Consider the following 20,812-nt stretch of genomic DNA (forward strand, 5'->3'; position numbering starts at 1 on the left):
GCAAAAAGCCCACCGCACGAGAAGACCGCGCGGTGGGCTTTTCAGGCTTTCAGCAACAGGAATGACAAAACCCGGGTGCCGGTAATCGGTGCCCGGGTTAATTTTTGTCTTTCTGGATAAAGGACGGCAGGAACGGATTGTCCGTCTGCATGGAATCCTTGCTGGGCAGTTCCGATGCCTCCCACCCGCCGCCAAGCGCGCTGACCAGGCTGACGGAGTCCAGCATGCGGCTCTGCTGGATCGACAGCGCGGTCTGTGCATTGGACAGGGCCGTGACTTCGGCCGTGATGACGGTGGTATAGATCTGTGTGCCCGCCATATACTGGTTGAACGCAATGCTGGCCGCGCGGGTGGCGGCGTCCAGGGCCACGGCCTGCTGGGTGGCCTGGTCCGACAGCACCCGCAGATTGGCCAACTGGTCTTCCACTTCCTGCAGGGCGGTCAGGACCGTCTGGCGATAGGCGGCGGTATAGTAATCGTAATTCGTATCCGCCTCACGCACCGCGGCGGTTCTTGAACCGCCCGAGAACAGGGTCTCCGTGGCCGAAGCGCCCAGCGACCAGATCCGGTTGGCCACCTGCACCAGCGCGCCCACCGGGTCGCCGCTGTAGGAATAGGAGGCCGTCAGCTTCACATCCGGGTAGAAGGCGGCAATGGCTGCACCGATCTGGGCGTTATATTCCTCCATCCGGCGTTCGGCCGCCGCAATATCGGGCCTGCGTTCCAGCAACTGGGCGGGCACAGTCACCGGAATGGGCGGAATGGTGCGAGAGAGCGCGCCGCGCGGGATGGAAAGTTCTGCCGGGGGCTTGCCGATCAGGATGGCGATGGCGTGTTCGTACTGCGCGCGCGCGGCATCTGTGGCGGTGGCCTGGGCCCGTGTCTGTTCAAGCTGGGTCTTGGCCTGCATGAGCGTCGTGGGGTCGGCCGTGCCCGCGTTATACTGGTTCTGGGTGATCTGGTAGGAGCGTTCGTAAAACGCCACGTTGCGGTCCAGCAGGTCGCGCAGGCTGTCCTCGTAGCGCATGTTGAAATAGGCCGTGGCCAACTGGGCCTGGTAGGACAGCCTGGCATTGGCCAGGTCGGCCGCACTGGCCTGGGCCTCGGTCACCTGGGCCTGGATCTGGCGGCGGATCTTGCCCCACAGATCCAGATCCCACGATGCGGTGGGCCCCATGGCATAGGTGTTCTCGGTCGAATTGGAGGCCGCACTGGTTTCCGTGCCGCCATAATTGATGATGGTGCCAGAAGAGCGCGAACCACGCCCGGAGCTTTGGCGGTTGAAGGACAAAGCCCCGCTCAGGGTGGGGAAAAGCTGCGCGCGCACGGCGTTGATGGTCGCACGTGCATTGCGGTAGCGGGCTTCGTACTGCGCCACGTTCTGGTTGTTGATTTCGACCTGGGCTTCCAGCCCGCTCAGCACCGGGTCGTTATAGATCGTCCACCACGCCCCCTTGGGCAGGCTGGCCATCTGCGGCTTGGCGTAGTCCCAGCCGGGGGCAGGGCGCAGTTCCTTGAACTGGGGGGAAACAATGGCTGCGGGCCGCTTGTAATTCGGCCCGACCATGCACCCGGTCAGGACCAGCGGGGTCAGCAGCGTGCCAATGCGCCAGAAGCCGCTACGGGACGAAAAGAAAGATGACGGAGGCATCAGCTATCCTGCTTGGTGGTGCGGAAAAAGAACGGGCGAAGGCGCAGGTTCAGGGCTCGCAGTCGTAATCTGTCGAGTGTCAGGTAAATGACAGGCGTGGTGTAAAGGGTCAGCGCCTGGCTGACAATCAACCCGCCTACAATGGCAATACCCAGCGGGCGGCGCAATTCGGACCCGTATCCATGGGCGACGATAAGGGGGGCCGCCCCCAGCGCTGCGGCGGCCGAGGTCATGATAATGGGACGAAAGCGCAGCAGGCAGGCCGAGCGTATGGCGTCCAGCGGCGTGTGCCCGCCCTCGCGCTCGGCCGTAATGGCGAAATCGACCAGCATGATGGCGTTTTTCTTGACGATACCGATCAGCAGGATAACCCCGATCAGCGCGATAAGGGAGAATTCCTCCCCCGCCATCTGCAACGCCAGCAGCGCACCCACCCCGGCCGAAGGCAGGGTGGACAGGATCGTCAGCGGATGCACGTAGCTTTCGTACAGGATGCCCAGCGTGACATAGACCGCAACAAGCGCTGCCAGGATCAGCACCGGTTCGTTATTGACCGATTTCTGGAACTGCGCCGCATTGCCTGCGAAACTGCCCTGCACCGTATTGGGCATATGCAGGGCGACCCGTGTTTCGTTGATGATCTGGGTTGCCTGCCCCAGCGAGACACCCTTGGCCAGGTTGAAGGAGATGGTCGCCGCCACGGCCTGGCCGTCATGGTTGACCGACAGGGCCGTATGCGTGGGCACCAGGGTCGAGACCAGTGTCAGCGGCACCATGGCTTCGGACGAGGTGCTGACGGCCGAGCCGCTGGAAGCCCCGGCCCCGCCCGCCAGGGAGTTGGCGATCTGGTTCTTGAAGGACAGCGCACTCTGGCTGGTCGATGTGCTGGTGACGCTGGTGTCGGTGGCGTTTCTGACACGGATGGTGTTCGACGCCGTGCCGCCGGACGCCGAACCGCCCGACACGCTGATCCATACCTGCTTGAGGCTTTCCGGGCTGGACCATTTGGCGGGATCGGCTTCCATGATGACACGGTACTGGTTCAGCCGGTTGTAGATGACCGATGCCGAACGCTGGCCAAATGCATCGTAGAGCGTGTTGGACAGAAGCTGGGGCGTGATATTGACGCGTGATGACGTATCGCGATCGATCTGGGTGTTGATCGCGCTGCCCGCCTCCTGCACGTCCGACGACAGGTCCGTCAGTTCGGGGTGGGTGCGCAGGGCCGCCAGCAGCTTGTCCGTCCAGCTATAAAGGCTTGTGGCGTCATTGCCCGAGAGCGAATACTGGTAGGCCGCGTTGCTCTGGCGCGCCCCGGTGCGGATACTGCCCGGCTCCATCAGGAAGAACTGCGCGCCCACCAGCTTGCGCAGCTTGCGGTTGACGCGGGCGATCAGGTCCGTTGGGGTGTCGGTGCGTTCGCTCTTGTCCTTGAGCTGAAGGAACAGGTTGGCCTGGTTGGAAGAACCACGGCCGCCGATAAAGGACGAAACGCTCTGCACGTCCTTGTCGTGGATCAGCACATCCTGCACGCCGGTCAGCTTTTCGCTCAGCGCCGCGAAGGATACCGACTGGTCACCCATCAGGTGGCCCATCATGATGCCCGTATCCTCGACGGGGAAAAACCCCTTGGGCATTTGCAGGAACAGCGCCACGATCAGCACCAGTGTCGCGGGTATGCTGCACAGCACCAGCCGGTTGTGGCGCAGGGCCACGTCCAGCGAACGCGCATAGCCTGCCTGCAACATGTCCAGAAAACGCAGGATGCCGCCGGTGATGGCGCGGTAGAGCCTCGATCCCCCCGTCGTCCCACCCGCCGGCTTGCCAGACGGCCGCAGCAGATACGCCGCCATCATGGGGGTGAGGGTCAGCGACAGCACCAGCGAGATCATGATGGTGATGGTGATGGTGATGGCGAATTCATGGAACAGCCGCCCCGCCAGCCCACCCATGAGCATGATGGGCAGGAACACCGCCACCAGCGAGATGGAAATGGAGGTAACCGTAAAGGCGACCTCGCTACTGCCCTTGATGGCGGCCTCACGCGGGGGGAAGCCCTGCTCTATGTAGCGGGCGATGTTTTCCGTCACCACGATGGCGTCATCCACCACGAAGCCGGTGGAGACCGTCAGCGCCATGAGCGACATGTTGTCCAGCGAAAAGCCGCACAGCGCCATGAAGCCGAAGGTCGCGATGATGGATGTGGGCACCACCACGGCGGGGATCAGTGTCATGCGGGCCGAATGCAGGAAAAACAGCACCACCAGCACCACCAGCACCACCGAAATGATCAGCGTGAGCTGCGTATCCGCCAAGGCCGCGCGAATGGTCAGCGACCGGTCAAGGGCCACATGCAGGTCCACCCCGCCGGGCAGGGCCGATTCCAGCATGGGCAGTTGCGCGTTGATCTGGTCGACCGTGCGGATCACGTTGGCCCCGGCCTGGGCGAAGGCCACGGCAATAATGGAAGGCTGGCCGTTGTAATAGCCGGCGTTGCGCAGGTCTTCCACGCTGTCGCGCACCTCGGCCACGTCGGCCAGGCGGACGGGGCGGCTGTTGCGCCAGGCAATGATCAGGTCGCGATAGCCCTGGGCCTGGCTGACCTGGTCGTTCGTGTCCAGGGTAAAGCGCATGCCGTTCTGGTCTATGATCCCCTTGGGCGTATGCGCATTGGCCGAGGCAAGGGCTGCGCGGATATCCTCGAAGCTGACACCGTAGCGGAACAGGGGCAGGGGGTTGATTTCGGCCCGGATGGCGGGCAGGGCGCTGCCGCTGATATCGACCTGGCCCACGCCGTCAATGGCGGAAAGGTGCTGGAGCAGCACATTGGTGGCGTAGTCGTAAAGCTGCGCGCGGGTATGGGTGGCCGATGTCAGCGTGAAGATCAGGATCGGCGCGCCGTTGGGGTTTGCTTTGCGGTAGCTGGGGTTCTGCCGCAGGGTGGAGGGCATGTCCGCCCGCGCGGCCTGGAGTGCGGCCTCCACATCGCGCGCGGCGCCGTTGATATCGCGGTTGAGCGAGAATTGCAGCGTAATCCGCGTCTGGCTGTCCGAGGACTGGGATGTCATTTCCGTGACATCGGCAATCTGGCCCAGATGGCGCTCCAGCGGGGCTGCCACCGCACTCGCCACTTCCTCGGGCGAGCCACCGGGCTGGCGCGCCTGGATCTGGATCACCGGCAGGTCCACATTGGGCAGGTCCGAGACCGGCAGGCTGCGATAGCCCAGCAGCCCCGCCAGGACCAGCGCCATGGCCAGCAGGGTGGTGGCGACCGGCCGGGCAATGAAAAACCGGCTGATGCTCACGGGTGAGCGGGCCCGGTCGTGGGTTGGGCCGGTGGGGTCGGGTGGCGCGTCTTCCATTTATGCGCCCAGGTGTCGAGTGTCAGGTAAATGACCGGTGTCGTGAACAGCGTCAGCAGTTGCGACAGCGCCAGCCCGCCGATAATGGCCAGCCCGAGCGGGAAGCGCAGTTCCGAACCCGTCCCGTGCGAGATGACCATGGGCACCGCCCCCAGCATGGCGGCCAGTGTCGTCATAAGGATAGGGCGAAAACGCAGGGTTGCGGCGGTTCGGATGGATTGCAGGGAATCCATGCCGTGTTCGCGTTCGGCATCCAGGGCGAAGTCGATCATCATGATGGCGTTTTTCTTGACGATGCCGATCAGCAGCACGATGCCGATAATGCCCATGACATCCAGCCCCGCCCCCGCGACCATGAGCGTGAGCAGCGCGCCGATAGCCGCCGATGGCAACGTGGACAGGATGGTGATCGGGTGGATGAAGCTTTCGTACAGAACGCCCAGCACGATATAGACCGCGACAAGGGCGGCCACCACCAGGAACATTTCATTGCCCAGCGAGCCTTCGAAGGCCGCCGCCGTTCCCTGGAACGATGTCTGGAAGGCCGACGGCAGGCCGATCTCCTTTTCCACCCGGCGGATGGCCGCCGTCGCATCCCCCAGCGCGTAGCCGGGGCGGATGTTGAAGGAAATGGTCGTGGCCGGGAACTGCCCGAAATGGGTCAGCAGCAGGGGGGCCGTCTCCCGCGTGACGGTGGTGACGGCGGCCAGCGGCACCAGCCCGGAGGTGGGCGAACGCGTGGGGCCGGACGAGCTTTCCCCCGCATTGCCGCTGATGCCGGGCAGGTAAAGCTGGTCGAGCGATGTCAGCGAACGCTGGAAGCGCGGATCGGCCTCCAGGATCACGCGGTACTGGTTGGCCTGGGTATAGATGGTGGAAATCTGCCGCTGGCCGAAACTGTCATACAGCACGTTATCGACCGTCTGCGGGGTAATGGAGTAGCGTGCCCCCGTCGCCCGGTCCAGCGTGACGCGCGCGACCAGCCCCGCCGCCTGCAGGTCCGATGTCACGTCCATGAGCGAGGGCTCGGCCTGCAGGCGCTCGATCAGCTTGGGCACCCAGGTCTTGAACGCGTTGTAATCGGGGTTTTCGAGCAGGAACTGGTATTGTGTCGCTGTTACGGTCGTATCGAGCGAAAGATCCTGCACGGGTTGCAGATACAGCCTGATGCCGGGCACCTGTGCGGTTTCCTGTTCCAAGCGCTGGGCGATCTGCGTTGCCGATCCGCTGCGGTCGTCATGGGCCTTGAGGTTGATCAGGAAACGGCCCTGGTTGAGGGTCGCGTTCTGCCCGTCCACCCCCACGAAGGAGGAGAGCGAGACCACATCGGGGTCCTTGAGCAGGACGCGGGCCAGTTCCTGCTGGTGTTCCTTCATGCTGTCGAAGGAAATGGTCTGTTCCGCAACGGAAATGCCCTGGATGATCCCCGTATCCTGCACGGGAAAGAACCCCTTGGGAATGAACCAGCCCAGAATGCCCGTCAGCACCAGCGTGCCCACGGCCACCCCGAGTGTAAGCCGCCGGTGGAGCAGGACCACGTCGAGCATGCGGTCATATCCCGCGATCAGCTTTTCGGTCGCGATCTCCATCCGCGCGGACAGGCGCTGGAAGAATGTCGCGGCCTGCGTCGTGTCATGGGGGCGTTCGGACAGGATGCGCGCGCACATCATGGGCACCAGTGTCAGGGACACCACGGCGGAAATGATGATGGTCGCAGACAGGGTCAGCGCGAATTCATGGAACAGGCGGCCCACCACGTCGCTCATGAACAAAAGCGGGATCAGCACCGCGATCAGCGAGATCGTCAGCGAGATGATGGTGAACCCGATCTCCCCCGAACCCTTGAGGGCCGCGGTCATTCGGTCCTCACCCGCTTCCACGTAGCGCGAGATGTTCTCGATCATCACGATGGCGTCGTCCACCACGAAGCCGGTGGCGATGGTCAGCGCCATGAGCGAGAGGTTATCGAGCGAAAAGCCCAGCAGGTACATGATCGCCAGCGTGCCGATAATGGAAAGCGGCACGGACAGGCTGGGGATGATGGTGGCCGGGATATTGCGCAGGAACACGAAAATGACGGCCACGACCAGCACAAGGGCTAGAAACAGTTCGACCTGTACATCGGCCACCGATGCGCGGATGGTGGTGGTGCGGTCCGTCAGCGGCGTGACATCGATGCCCGGCGGCAGGGTTTCGCGCAGGGCGGGCAGAGCGGCCTTGATGTTGTCCACCACCTCGATCACGTTCGCACCGGGCTGGCGCTGCACGTTCATGACCAGGGCCGGGGTCAGGTTCGACCACGCGGCAAGCTGCGTGTTTTCCGCCCCGATCACCACCGTGGCGATATCGCGCACGCGCACCGGCCCGCTATCCTGATACGCGATCACCTGGTTGAGCAGCATGTCCGTGTTGGTGATCTGGCCATCGACCCGCAAGGTCGCCGCCCGCTTGGGCCCGTCGAACGTGCCTGTGGGGGAATTGATGTTCACGTTGCCGATGGTCGTGCGCAGCGTGTCCATGTCGATGCCGTAGGATGTCAGCTTGGGCACGTTCACCCGCACCCGTATGGCCTTGCGGTTGCCGCCCGACAGGGTCACCAGCCCCACGCCCGAAATCTGGCTGATCTTCTGCGCCAGGCGGGTGTCCACGTAGTCTTCCACCTCCGGCAGGGGGATGGTGGAGGATGAAATGCCCAGTGTCAGCACCGGCGCGTCAGCCGGGTTGATCTTGGCGTAGATCGGGGGGGCGGGCAGGTCGGTGGGCAGCAGGGAATTGGCCTGGTTGATGGCGGCCTGCACCTCCTGCTCCGCCACGTCCATGGACATGGACAGCCCGAAGCGCAGCGTGATGATGGATGCCCCGCCCGATGAACGCGATGTCATCTGGTCCAGCCCGGGCATCTGCCCGAACTGGGTTTCCAGCGGCGCGGTGACGGAGGTTTCCATCACGTCGGGGCCGGCGCCGGGGTAGAAGGTCTGCACCGTAATGGTGGGGTAATCCACCTGCGGCAGGGCTGATACGGGCAGGAAATGGTAGCCCAGCAGGCCGACCAGGAAAATGGCCAGCATCAGCAGGGTGGTGGCGACCGGCCTGCGGATGAAAAGGGCTGAAGGGTTCACGGTGTCGAACCACCCTGCGCGCTACCGGGGGCGCCGCCCTGGGCGGGCGACGTTCCGGGGGGCGTGCCCGGCGGTGAGCCAGCCGGAACACCCGGAGCCGAACCGGAAGACGTGCCAGAAGGAGCGCCAGAAGGCGTGCCGGAGGGAATGGCGGAGGTGCCGGCAGGCGCCGCGTCAGGGGCCGCAGGGGTCTGCGGTTGCGTCGCCGTGCTGCCCTGCGCGCTGGCAGGGGTGGCGTCGGGTATGGTGACCTTCGAGCCGTCGCGCAGGTGGTCGGTGCCGTCCGTTACCACGCGATCGCCATCCTTCAGCCCCGTGGTCACGACCGTGTTGGTTCCGTCCGACACGGTGGTGGCGACGGGCTGCACACCTACCGTGCTGTCGGGCTTGACCACATAGACAAACTGGCCGGACGGGCCCGTCTGCAACGCCGTGACCGGCAGCAGCAGCACGTTGTCCAGCGTCTTGACCAGCAGGCGCGCATTGACGAACTGGTTGGGGAACAGATGTTCATCCGCATTGGGGAAAATGGCGCGCAGGCGCACGGTGCCCGTTGCGGTGTCGATGGCGCTATCGAGCGCGCTGACCGTGCCATCAGCAATTTTCTGGGTGTTGGCACTGTTCCAGGCTTCGACCGCAAGCGGCCTGTTGGCCTGCAATTCGTCAAGCACCTGGGGAAGCTGGTCCTGGGGCAGGGTGAAGATGACCGAGATCGGTTGCATTTGCGTCAAAATCGCAAGTCCGCCCGATTGCGCGGCCGTCACGTAATTGCCGCGGTCCACCGCGCGAATGCCAATGCGCCCATCGACCGGGGCGGTGATATGGCAGTAGATCAGTTGCAGTTTTTCATTATCCACCAGCGCCTGGTCGGCCTTGACCGTCCCTTCAAGCTGCTCGACCGTGAATTCCTGGTCCCGCGCGGTCTTGGCGTCGATACTGTCCTGCTTGATCAGCCGCTGGTAGCGCGCATTGTCCACCCGCGCCTGCTCCAACTGCGCCTTCGCGCTGTCAAGCTGGCCCTGGTACTGGTCTAGCAGAACCTGGTAGGGGCGGGGGTCGATGATCGCCAGCAGGTCGCCTTTATGGACATGCTGGCCTTCGGTGAACAGCACATCGGTCAGGTAGCCGTCCACGCGGGTCTGCACGGTCACGTTGGTGACGGGCACCACCGTGCCCAGTTCCGTCAGCACCACGGGCATGGCCCCGGCATGGACGGTCTGCACCGCCACGGGCTGGGCCGTGCTGCCGGCACCGCCGCTACGGCTGTGCCGGCCGCCATGCGAACCGGTGGTGCTGCTGTGGGGGCGCAGGAAGGCAAAGCCGAGCACACCAGCCCCGACTAGGACCACGCCCGCAAGCATAAGCCATTTTCTGCGTGGAGCGGGCGGGATGGCAGTAGGGGAAGGCGAAGGGGTGGCCTGACTGTGTTCGTCCATGCAGCGCGTTTCTCGTTTACCTGAATTCTATGGGGCAGACAGGAGTGGCCTGGGCACAAGGGGAAATATTGTCTGATTATGTCTATCGTACGTCATATCTTCTGTGCGGGGCCGGGAGGAGAAGATCAAGTCTGTTGCCGAAATTTACAACATAAAATCCAAATTATAATTACGTAATATCGTTAAAAATTGCGGGGGTATGTGCCAGCGCGCGAATGCGCCGTGCAAGTGCCGCCCGTACGCGGGCCGGGTACGGGCCGGAATGCGGCCAGAAGGCAAGGTCAAAGGCCAAAGCCAAAGGGCACGGCCTGGGATCAAGGGCAGGCCCAGCGGCAGGGTGCGCAGTCTATCCGGGCGTCGGGCAGTCGCGGGTCAGCCGCGGTTGCCGCTCATATCCGCCCCGGCCGAGGGCGAAAGCCGCGCGCTAAGCGGGGCCGCCAGCAGGGAGACAAGGCCGGTTACCAGGAACGCGGTCGAAAAATCGCCCAAGGTCGGTTCGGCATGGCCTTGCAGGCTGCCCATGACGGTCAGCGTGCCCGCCGCCACGCAGATCCCGCCCGAGAGCATGATCTGCTGCATGGTGGAATACAGGCTGGTGGCCGCACTCATATGGGCTGCGGGAATATCCGCATACGCCACGGTGTTGTACGCCGTAAACTGCACCGCCTGCGCACCCCCCGCGATCACCAGGATCAGGGAGAGGGTCCAGAGCGGTTGGGAAGGCTGGAATGCCGCGATCATGATGAAAATGACCGCCGCCGAAACGCCGTTGACCATCAGCACGCGCCGAAACCCCCAGCGTTTGAGCACGGCGGGCACCAGCGGGCGTGTGACAATGGCGCCCACAGGGGCGACAAAGGTGACAATCCCGCTTTGCGCGGCGTTCAGCCCCGTCCCGATTTGCAGGAAGGTGGGCAGCAGGAACGGCAGCGACCCCACCGCAATGCGCGATGCCGCCCCCGCCAGGACCGATATGCGGAAGGTGGCAAAGCGCATGAGGCCGAAATCCAGCAGCGGGGCGGTCGTGTGGCTTGCATGCCGGGCATAGAGCCCGAGCAGCAGCCCCCCCGTGCCCAGCAGGCCCAGCCACAGCGCCCAGCTTCCCTGCGCATGGCTGAACAGTTCGGCGAAAATGGACAGGACAGCCAGCCCGCCCCCGGCCAGCCACAGGCCTTTCAGGTCGAAGGGCGGGGTATCGGTGTCCCGGATTTCGGGAATGAAACGCCATGTCATGGCCAGGCCCAGCAGCCCTACCGGCACGTTGAGGTAGAAATTCCACCGCCAAGACAGCCAGGTGGTAATGAAGCCGCCTACCACCGGACCCAGCAGGGGGCCCAGGGTCGCGGGCAGCATCATCCATGTCATGACGCGCACGAGCTGGTCGCGCGGGGTGCCGCGAATAATGGCCAGCCGCCCGACCGGCACCATCAGGGCCCCGCCCACGCCCTGGAGCATGCGCATGACCGCCAGAAAGGGCAGGGACTGCGCACGCGCGCACAGCAGCGAACTGCACACGAACATGCCGATGGCCGCCATCAGCACCGTGCGGCTGCCCAGCCTGTCGGCCAGCGCGCCGGACGCGGGAATGAAAATGGCGAGCCCGATAATGTAGGAGGTCAGTGCGACCGACGTTGCGACCGTGCCCACATGCAGCGACTGCGCGATGGAGGGCAGGGCCGTGGCCAGCACGGTGCCGTCCATCTGCTCCATGAACAGCATGGATGAGACAGTCAGCGCGGTGAGCTGCGAATGTGTTACACTAGCCATGCCTAGCCAGAGGCGTGTTTTTGCGGTCTGATGCAACACACAATCGTGCTGCCCGGGGCTGCACCCAAGGCGCCATGGCCCGAAGGCCGCACGGTTCAACGATGGAAGGACTACGTCATGGCTGACGATAAAATCAAGAAAACCGAAGACAAGATCGAAGGTGTGGCTACCGATATCAAGGGGCATGTCAAGGATGCCGCCGGTGGCCTTACAGGGGATATCGGTCTGCAGGTCAGTGGCAAGTTCGACCAGTTCACGGGCCATATGCAGCAGGATTTCGCCGATCTTTACGACGAAGGCGAAGGTGTGGTGGAAAAAGCCGTGACCTTCGTGCGCGACAAGCCCCTGCTCTCCATCGGGCTTGTTTCGGCTGTCAGCCTGCTTCTGGGCTGGCTGCTGATCCCCCGCCGCAAGTGATCTTTAAAAAATCATTTTGCCCGGACTCTTGCGCTCCCGGGTAAAAAAATGCTTCTCCTTGTCCGCGGAGTCGCGGTTGAAGCGACTCGGCAATTTTAGCCGAGTCGCTTCAAATGGATGGATGGAGAAGCAATGCCGGGCCTTTTGCTCGAACAAAAGCATGGTGGTCGAGTCGCCGGAGTGGACGAAGTGGGCCGTGGCCCGCTGGCCGGTCCCGTCGTCGCCGCTGCCGTGGTGTTCGGGGCCGGTGTGCCGCATGACCTTGCCGCCATCATCGATGATTCCAAAAAACTCAAGCCCGCCCTGCGCGAAGCCATAGCCGCCCGCCTGCCCAAGGTGGCGGGGGTGGAAATTGGCGTGGGTGCCGCGTCCTGCAACGAAATCGACCGGCTGAACATCTACCATGCGGCGCATCTGGCCATGTTGCGCGCGGTGGCCCGCCTGCCGCGCGTGCCCGACCATGTGCTGGTGGATGGCAACAAGATGCCCGATTTCGGATGCAGCGCGCAGGCCGTGGTTGGTGGGGACGGCATCAGCCTGTCCATTGCCGCGGCCTCGATCGTCGCCAAGGTGCTGCGTGATCGCATCATGACGCGGCTTGATGCCCGCTGGCCGCATTACGGCTGGGCCCGCAACGCGGGTTACGGCACGGACGCGCACCAGCAGGGGCTGGAGCGGGCGGGTATTTCCCCCCACCACAGAAAAACATTCGGCTCGGTGCGGTTGCGGATGAGCATGATCTTGACGGAGGAGCAGGTATGAGCGGGGCAAAATCGGTTTCCATGGAGCTTCCGCTCGATCAGATCCTGCGTGGCGAATGTGTGGATGTCATGCGCACGCTGCCGACCGGTTCGGTGGACTGCATTTTTGCCGACCCGCCCTATAACCTGCAACTGCGTGGCGAACTGCGCCGCCCCGATGACTCGCTGGTCGACGGGGTGGATGACGACTGGGACAAGTTCTCCGACCTTGCGGAATATGATCGTTTTACCCGCGCCTGGCTGGGCGAGGCGCGCCGCCTTCTGCACAAGGACGGCACGATCTGGGTGATCGGCTCCTATCACAATATTTTCCGCCTTGGCGCCATTCTCCAGGATCTGGGGTTCTGGATCCTGAACGATATCGTCTGGCGCAAATCCAACCCCATGCCCAATTTCCGGGGGCGGCGGTTTACCAATGCCCATGAAACGCTGATCTGGGCGGCACGCGGGCAGGATAGCCGTTATCGCTTCAACTACCAGGCCATGAAGGCCCTGAACGATGACGTGCAGATGCGTTCGGACTGGTACCTGCCCTTGTGCACGGGCAATGAACGGCTGCGCAACGAACACGGGCTGAAACTGCATCCGACCCAGAAGCCCGAAAGCCTGCTGCATCGCGTGCTGCTGGCGTCCACCACGGTCAAGGACGTGGTGCTCGACCCGTTTTCGGGTTCGGGCACGACTGCGGCCATGGCCCGCCGCCTGCGCCGCCATTTTGTCGGCATCGAACGCCACCCCGACTATGTCGAGGCCGCCATGGCCCGTGTCGCGCGTGAAGTGCCGCTGGCGGACGATACGGTCCAGACCACGCAGGACAAGCGCGAGGCCCCACGCGTGCCATTCGGCAGCCTGGTGGAACAGGGGCTGATCGTGGCGGGCACGGTGGTGTACGACAAGCGCCAGCGTATCAATGCGACCGTGGCCCCTGACGGAACACTGGTCAGCGGTGCGCAGCGCGGCTCCATCCACAAGATCGGTGCGTTGTTGACCAATGCCCCGTCCTGCAATGGCTGGACCTTCTGGCATTTCGAGCGTGGGGGCGTGCTATGCCCGCTCGACGATCTGCGCCAGCAAAGCCTGCGCGCCATGGCCGCGGGCTGAACCGCGGCAGGGGCAAGGAAAACTCAGCCCCGCGGCCTGAACTTGTCCGGTAGAGGCGGCATCTGCACGCCCTGCTGCGATATATACGCTGTTATGGGGTGCATGCCGCAGCAGGCGGTTCACCAGGGCTTACGCTGTTCGCGGGGCAAGCGGATCGGGCAGGGGCGGTCTTTTGTGCCTGAACGGGCACGTAATCGCTCTTTCTACCCCGAATGGCGGCTTTGAACGGTCCTGTTCAGCTTCCGCCAAAGCCCAGAAAGCCGATGCTGGGCTGCGGAATGCCGCTCGTATTTTCCGCCCGGCCGCCATGCCTGCCACCATACGATCCGTTATCGCCAGTCGCCCCGTCCATGTCGTTACCGATCATGGTGGTGCCTGCACCGCCGACCGTGCTATCCGAACCGCGCAGGGAAAGCAGGAAAAAGGTGATGGGATTGCGGTTCAGGTCGATGGACATATCCAGCGGCGTCTGTCCCAGAATATTATGGCCGTGCAGATCGGCACCGCGATTGATGGCTTCGCGCGCCGCGGTTACGCTGCCCCGGTTGATGGCGTCGAACAGGGCGACTGTCGGCTCCACATCCCGGCTGGCATGGTCGCCGCTATCCTCATCCATGCCCGCTGCACCCGGAATGGCAGCCGGGGGAGCAGCACGCTTGGCGGCTTTCGCGCTCTCGGCTTTCTGCTGGGCTTCCTCGGCAGCGGCCTGATCTTCCTCGTCAGAAGCCCAGGCCGGTGCGGTGGCGAGCATCGACAGGCTACAGGCAAGCAGGGCGGATGAAACAAGGCGCGGAAAACGGGTCATGGTCAGTCCAATATTGTACTCCGCCCAGTCTATCACATGCTCTGCCGGGCGAAAAGGCGGCCCGGGGGAAGAACAGCCCCACCCGCCGCACATATGGCAGGGGCGGGTGTGGCGGTACGGGTCTTTGGCACGCATCCCTTACGCCCGGACGGCGCGCGGGGGCAGGGCCGGTCCGCCCCGGCGGGCCTGGAGAGGGGTTCAAAAGTCAGTCAGGTGGACCTCGGCGCGTCTTTTGTGGCGAAAAAATCCCTCGCCAGCACTCCACCCCCAACTGTCGAAACAGGCTCTTATCGGGCAGTCGGGCGGCGGCGGCTTTCAAGCCACCAGCCCGCCAGGACCAGTGCCAGGGTCACGACCATGGCCAGCCACGCGGGCAGCAGAGGGGCCGCTGTCTTGCCGGTGACCGTATGCGCCCCTCCTTGCCCGAAGCCCAGCCAGTTGGCCCCGTGCAGGGGGGCTTTGGGGGCCAGCCGGATATCGGGCACATGGACCGCCCCGCTTTCGCCCAGCCAGAAGACGCCACCGCCCGTCTGCCCGGCAATGTCGCCCAGGTTGCTTGCCGTTGCGCGCAGTTGCGAAAATTCCGCAGCATTAGTCTGGGTCGGTGCGCAATAGGCGGTGCGCACCCCGTCCGTGACCTGCCATATCCCGTCTTCGGTCGCGCGCATGCTGGCCTGGGGTGTCGCGTCCGGCCCGGTGGGGCGCAGGGTCAGGACCTGGCTTTTGCCGGAAGGGGAGATCACGGTCACGGTGTTTTCGGCCGATGTCGTCAGGCTGTGGCGGGTTACCTTCAGCGTGCCTTCGGTCAGGCTTGCAACCAGTTGTTCCTCTTCCAGTTCGGGTTCCTTCATCAGCCAGTGCGACACACGGCGCAGAAGTTCCGCCTGCGGGCCACCCCCGCCTTCACCCCGCGACCACAGCCAGATCTGGTCGGATAACAGCAGGGCCACGCGGCCCAGATCGACATGGTCCAGCACCAGCAGGGGCGCGCCGTCGGGCCCGTTCATCAGTACCTCGCCATGTGTGCTGTCGGGGCGCAGGGCGCGGTACCACGGGCCCCACACGCCGGGCACTGTCAGGGCCGTATCGGGCGCATGGCCTGCCGCCGGCGCACCGGGGAGCGAGCCCGTAACCGGGTGCCGCCGGCCGGCATCCGTCAGCGTGGGGCGGAAGCGCTGCTCCATCATGCTGCCTTCGGGGGCGACATGGGCAGGCAGGATATCGCCCACCGGCGTGTTCTGCAAAGAACCGGGACCGATGAATTCCGGCCCCGCCGTCAGCAGCAGGCCCCCGCCCTTGCGCACGAAACCGGCAATGTTTTCCAGATAGGTGCGCGGCAGGATATGACGGTTCTCGAACCCGTCGAGAATGATCAGGTCGAACTGGTCGATCTTGTCCTGGAAAAGTTCCCGCACGGGAAAGGCGATCAGGGCCAGGTCCGATAGCGGCGTGCCGTCATCCTTCTCGGGCGGGCGCAGGATGGTGAAGTGGATCAGATCCACCGCCGGGTCGGCCTTGAGCAGCCGCCGCCACACGCGTTCGCCCTGGTTGGGCGTGCCCGAAATCAGCAGCACGCGCAGCCGGTCGCGTATGCCGGTCATGCTCAGCACGCTCTGGTTGTTCAGCCCCGAAACCTCGTTTTCCAGGGGCGAGACCGCAAGGCTGACCAGAAGCTGCCCCGGGTGGCTGACCGGCACGGTAACGGATTGCGCAACCCCGGTGCGCACGGGCACGGTACGCAGCGTGCCATCGCTGGTCCTGATGGTCAGTTCCGCGGCGGTGCCGGGCTGGGTGCCGGGCCCTGCATCGTCCACCTGCACGCGTAACGTGGCGTCCTGCCCGGCAAGGGCATACGGGGGGGCTTGCAGGATACGCAGCCGGCGGTCCCTTTCCTCACCCTTGGCGGCAAGCAGCACATGCAGCGGCAGGGTGGTGTGGCCGTTCGCGCCGTCCGAAGGGGTCAGCCGTTCGGGAATGGCAGCGGGCGTGTCGGCGTTCTGGCCGTCGGTGATCATCATCGCACCGGCGAAGGATGCGGGCGGAATATCCGCTGCCGCCTGGTCCAGTGCTTCGAACAGCCTTGTGCCGTCATGGCCATTATCCTGCACGCCGACGGTGCGGATCGTAAGGCCGGGTACCTGAGTATGGGCCAGGATATCCGCCGCCTGCCGCGCAATGGCCGAACGCTGGCCCAGCGTCATGGACGGGGACTGATCGACCAGCAGCAGCGCGGTCTGGGGCAGCAACTGCCATGTTTCGCGCAAACGCTGCGGTCCGGCCAGCCAGAACAGGATAACGGCTGCAGCTCCCAGCCTGCACAGGGCCGCAATGCGGCTGCCGCGCAAAAGGCCCAGCCCGCACAACGCCAGCGCCGCAAGCCCCAGCCCCGCCAGCAGCCAGCGCGGGATCAGCGGTTCAAAGCCGACATGGTGGATCAGCCGCTCGATCATGGCGTGTCTTCCAGGCGTTTGAGCAGCATGGGCACATGCACCTGATCGGCCTTGTAACTGCCGGTCAGCGCGTAAATGACGGCGTTCAGCCCGAAACGATAGGCCTGCACGCGCTGGTCGGCCCCGCCGGGCAGCACGGCGAACAGCGTATTGCCGCTATTATCCACAGCCCAGGCATGGGCCCAGTCGGCCGAACCGATGATAACGGGGCTGACCTCGTCATTTTCGGCATCGCCCTCGCGCGCGACCCAGACCGGCTGCCCCGCGTAACGGCCGGGAAAGTCGTGCAGCAGGTAGAAGGTATGGGCCAGCAGGTGGTGGTCGGTCATGGCGGTCAGGGGGGGAATGACAAGCCCGGCCGTTGCGTGGCGCAGGGCGGTGCGGGCGGTCTGCATATCTCCGGCCACGGGGGCGTCGGCCTGTGTGTCGGTCGCGCCCTGGCCCTGCGTGTCGATCAGCAGAATACCGCCGCGCGCCATGAAGGTGCTGAGTGCCGCCGTCATGGCGGGGGATGTCGTGGCATCCGCCGTGATCGGCCAGTACAGCAGGGGGTAGTAGTTCAGGTCATCCACGCCGGGGCGCACCGCATCAGGCGGGCCCAGCACGGCTGAAGTCCGGGCGTTTACGAAATCCGAAAGCCCTTTCAGCCCCAGGCGCGATGCAGTGTCCACGTCCTCATGCCCGGTCACGACATAGGCCAGGCGGGTTTGCAGTGCGGCCCCCGGCACGGTGGGGGCGGCCATGGCCGCTGGGGCCGGGGCGGGCGTATTATCCGCAGGTGGGGGCAGGGCCGAACCCTCCCCAACGTCTGGCGGGGTGTCCTGCGCATGGGCGAGGGGGGCCGTAGCCAGCCCGAGGGCAAGTGCCAGGGGGATAGCCAGGGGAATGATCAGGGGCATTGCCACCATGGCAGCGGGCGGCTGCCGCCACGGGTTCGACCAGGTCTTGGGCAGGCCCGTGCGCAGGAGCAGGATAATCAGCCCGTCCAATAGCAGCAGCAGCAGGGCTATGCTCAGGCTGTAGCGGTCCAGCGGCATATCCGGTCTCTGGCCCGCGGCATTGGTCAGGACACCGGCCGGGGCTTCGGGCTGCAGGCTGCCCAGATGGGCTGCGGCGTTAAGCGCGCGCCGTCCGCTGCGCGGTCCGTACAGGCCCGGCGGATGTTCGGGCGAGACCGGTGTCGTGGCGAAGGCGTTGGCCTTCAGCCCCCGTGCGGTAGAGGGCGGTGTGCCGGGAATACCGAACCCGTCCAGTGTCACGACGGGGGAAAGCACCGTGTCGTCGGCGGGTACGCTCAGCCCGTTGGCGTGTTCGGTAAGCCGTTGCAGCATGGAGACGAACAGCCCCGACAAGGGCAGGTTCGACCAGCCAGCCGTGCTGCCGACGTGAAAGAGCACGATGTCGCCCTTGCCCAGTGCCGCGTGGGTGACAAGCGGGGTGCCATCGGCCAGGCGGGCCCAGCTATGTTCGCCCAGATCGGCCGAAGGACTGGCCAGAACCTGGCGCGTTACCGTGACATCGGCCGGCACGCTCAAACCCCGGAAAGGGGATGTTGCCTCGAACGGAGCAAGCTTTTGCGGCTCTCCCCATGTCATGGAACCGCCAAGCTGGCGGGTGCCGTCCAGCAGTGGCACGGGCAGCAGGTCGTCGGGCGGGTTGGCGATGTCGTGCGGCGTGCCCGCCAGCACCGGCCCCGCGAAACGGATCAGCGTGCCGCCGTTTTCCACCCATTGACGTATTTCGCGGCGGGCCTGGGCGTCGCCCAATGTGCCATCGGGCGCGATCAGGACCGAAAGCGGGCGGGACAGAAGGGTGGCAAGCGTGCCTTCATGCAGGTCCGATGTGGGGGCAAGGGCGCGGCGCACATAGAACAATGTGCCGATCAGGGGCGTGTCCGCACTGGCGGTTGCGGCCCCCGTCACGGCCCCGGCCGCCAGCAGCCCCACCGGGCGCAGGCGATCACGCTCGTCCATCAGCACGATGGTGGCCGCCCCCGTGCTGCCTTGCAGGGCGATCGTATCGATCCGGTTGCGGATTTCCACCGGCAGGGCCACGCGGATATCGGCCTGGGTTGCCCCTGCGGGCAAGGTTACGGGAACAACCGCAAGTGTCGCACCGTCCGACGCGCGAACGAGTGCCGTAAGCGCGCGTGGCTGCGGGGCGGGCATGGCCAGAACGCGGGCCATGACATCGCCTTCGGTCGGGACCACGGGGGCCAGCACCAGCCCCTGCTGGTGGGCAAAGCGGATATCCTGCACCGGCCCCAGGGCCTGCAACGCCTTGGCGAACTGGCTGTCCTGCGGCTGGGCGATGCCATCCGCCAGGTAGAGAATGCGGGCATAATGGGCAGGCGGCAGGCCCGCGATCACGTGTGCTGCTGCCCCCCGGCTGGACGGCCAGGGTTCGGGCCTGAGAGAGGCAAGAACCTGCCGGGCCTGCTCCGGGGCCAGGGCTTGGGGTGCGGGCGCAGGGTTTTCCGCCAGGGTGGGGGATGCGGTGGCGATCAGGGTCACGGGGCTATGGGTGCGCACGGCGTCGTCCACCACGGCCTGGGCGGCATTCAGCCGGTCGTTCCAGTCGGTCGCACTCAGCATGCCGTTATCGACAACCAGCAGAACCGGGCCAACGTCACGGGACTGCTCGACCTGCCCGGGCAGGAAGGGGCCTGCAAAGCCTGCGACCAGCAGGGCAAAGGCTGCAATACGCAAGGCCAGCAGCCAGGGGGGGGAGCGGACGGGTTCGGCCTGGCGGGCCCGCAACGCACCCAGCAGGGTAACGGGGGGAAAAGCCTGCCTGCGGGCCTGCGGCGGTGTCGCGCGCAGAAGCCACCAGATAATCGGCAGGCCCAGAAGGGCCAGCAGCAAGGCGGGGGAATGAAATCTCATGCCGGGCGACTTGTCCCATAACCGCCAGCCCCATAACTGCTCGCACCATGGCCCATCAATGCGTGCAGGGCCAGCAGTGCGGGCAAGGCGGGGGCATCGGTCTGGTGGCGCACGAGATCATGGCCATGGCGGGCCGCTGTCCGGCTCAGCCATGTATGGCGGGCCGCGATAAGGGAATGGTAGTCGCCCCGCACATCCTGCACTTCGGAGAATTCCACCGCTGGTTCATCCTCCAGCCCGGTAAACAGGACGCGCCCGGTATAAGGCAGGCTGGCTTCCGCCGGGTCGTAGACATGCAATAGATGTACCTTGACGGGTAGCGAGGCCAGATGGCCCAGTGCCGCGTCCAGATCGGGCTGGGGGCATAAGAAGTCGCTGGCGAGCAGGATATGCGCCCGGCGCGGCAGGCTTGCAATGCGCATCAGGGCGGTGGGGGAGCCCGGTCTGTCGGCCTGGGGGGCTGCATTCTGCGCCAGCAGGCCGGTGGCCAGGCGTTCAAGCGGCGTGCCCCCATGCGGTAGCGGCACAACCCCCGCCGGCCCCAGAAGCCGCACCCGTTCCCCGCCGCGCAGCAGCAATGCCGCCATGGCCAGCAGCAGCACAAGCGCACTGTCGCCCTTGGTGGGGAGCGAGGGGAGAGAGCGCCAGTTCAGCGAGGGCGAGAGATCGCACCAGAGCAGGATGGTCTGCGCCGTCTCGGCTTCCATTTCGCGCACCTGCGCATGGGTGCTGCGGGCGGATTGCCGCCAGTCGATCCGGGTTGCGGGCTCACCCGGCTGGGCCGGGCGATACTGCCAGAACGCATCGCCCCAGCCGGCGCGGCGCTGCGGGTGCAGGCCTGCCGCCAGGGCCGCGGCCGTGCGGCTGGCGCGCAGCAGCAGGTCGGGCATGCGCGCTGCCAGGGCCGATGCCTCGGCCTCCGCCGCGTGGGGCTGGGGGGCGGCCGCGTTCGCAAAGGGTGCGGTGGGGCGATGCGATCCCGAACGCGCGGCCCCGGCCTGCGGCAAGAAAAGACGGCGGGCAAAGTCGGGGAGAAAAGAAGCAGCTCCGCGCAAGAG

General features: G+C 65.2%; 12 protein-coding genes. 3 read left to right on the forward strand and 9 right to left on the reverse strand.

Annotated elements, in window-relative coordinates:
- Positions 1–97: 97 nt before the first annotated feature.
- From J2D77_RS02020 to J2D77_RS02040, 5 genes are all read right to left on the reverse strand, one after another.
- Positions 98–1,651: an efflux transporter outer membrane subunit gene (locus J2D77_RS02020; protein ID WP_207844584.1), complete on the reverse strand. Its 1,554-nt coding sequence runs from the start codon at positions 1,649–1,651 to the stop codon at positions 98–100.
- Positions 1,651–4,956, reverse strand: coding sequence for an efflux RND transporter permease subunit (locus J2D77_RS02025; protein ID WP_331000058.1), 3,306 nt, complete (start codon positions 4,954–4,956; stop codon positions 1,651–1,653). The genes J2D77_RS02020 and J2D77_RS02025 overlap by 1 nt, the downstream gene beginning before the upstream one ends.
- Positions 4,953–8,132 (reverse strand): efflux RND transporter permease subunit, encoded by a 3,180-nt coding sequence (locus tag J2D77_RS02030; RefSeq protein ID WP_207844588.1) that lies wholly within the window; start codon positions 8,130–8,132, stop codon positions 4,953–4,955. Before J2D77_RS02030 ends, J2D77_RS02025 begins: the two co-directional genes overlap by 4 nt.
- Positions 8,129–9,568, reverse strand: a complete 1,440-nt coding sequence (locus J2D77_RS02035) for an efflux RND transporter periplasmic adaptor subunit (protein ID WP_207844590.1) — start codon at positions 9,566–9,568, stop codon at positions 8,129–8,131. Before J2D77_RS02035 ends, J2D77_RS02030 begins: the two co-directional genes overlap by 4 nt.
- Positions 9,569–9,940: 372 nt before the next feature.
- Positions 9,941–11,335, reverse strand: a complete 1,395-nt coding sequence (locus tag J2D77_RS02040; RefSeq protein ID WP_207844592.1) for an MFS transporter — start codon at positions 11,333–11,335, stop codon at positions 9,941–9,943.
- 117 nt (positions 11,336–11,452) lie between these two features.
- Between J2D77_RS02040 and J2D77_RS02045 the strand changes: the two genes are divergently transcribed.
- From J2D77_RS02045 to J2D77_RS02055, 3 genes are all read left to right on the forward strand, one after another.
- Positions 11,453–11,752, forward strand: a complete 300-nt coding sequence (locus J2D77_RS02045) for a CsbD family protein (RefSeq protein ID WP_207844594.1) — start codon at positions 11,453–11,455, stop codon at positions 11,750–11,752.
- A 117-nt stretch (positions 11,753–11,869) separates the two neighbouring features.
- A complete protein-coding gene (locus tag J2D77_RS02050; RefSeq protein ID WP_407927063.1) occupies positions 11,870–12,514 on the forward strand; it encodes a ribonuclease HII in 645 nt (214 codons plus the stop codon).
- On the forward strand, positions 12,511–13,614 hold the full coding sequence (locus J2D77_RS02055; RefSeq protein WP_331000044.1) for a site-specific DNA-methyltransferase: 1,104 nt from the start codon (positions 12,511–12,513) through the stop codon (positions 13,612–13,614). Before J2D77_RS02050 ends, J2D77_RS02055 begins: the two co-directional genes overlap by 4 nt.
- 235 nt (positions 13,615–13,849) lie before the next feature.
- Here J2D77_RS02055 and J2D77_RS02060 read toward each other — a convergent pair whose 3' ends face one another.
- From J2D77_RS02060 to J2D77_RS02075, 4 genes are all read right to left on the reverse strand, one after another.
- Positions 13,850–14,419: an ankyrin repeat domain-containing protein gene (locus tag J2D77_RS02060; protein WP_230975404.1), complete on the reverse strand. Its 570-nt coding sequence runs from the start codon at positions 14,417–14,419 to the stop codon at positions 13,850–13,852.
- 287 nt (positions 14,420–14,706) lie between these two features.
- On the reverse strand, positions 14,707–16,869 hold the full coding sequence (locus J2D77_RS02065; RefSeq protein WP_207844598.1) for a VWA domain-containing protein: 2,163 nt from the start codon (positions 16,867–16,869) through the stop codon (positions 14,707–14,709).
- Positions 16,866–19,754, reverse strand: coding sequence for a DUF4159 domain-containing protein (locus J2D77_RS02070; RefSeq protein WP_207844601.1), 2,889 nt, complete (start codon positions 19,752–19,754; stop codon positions 16,866–16,868). The genes J2D77_RS02065 and J2D77_RS02070 overlap by 4 nt, the downstream gene beginning before the upstream one ends.
- Complete coding sequence (locus J2D77_RS02075) at positions 19,751–20,809, reverse strand: DUF58 domain-containing protein (RefSeq protein WP_230975405.1); 1,059 nt, start codon at positions 20,807–20,809, stop codon at positions 19,751–19,753. The genes J2D77_RS02070 and J2D77_RS02075 overlap by 4 nt, the downstream gene beginning before the upstream one ends.
- Between the last annotated feature and the right edge of the window lie 3 nt (positions 20,810–20,812).

It is taken from the genome of Acetobacter garciniae, assembly GCF_017377735.1.
Lineage (GTDB): Bacteria > Pseudomonadota > Alphaproteobacteria > Acetobacterales > Acetobacteraceae > Acetobacter > Acetobacter garciniae.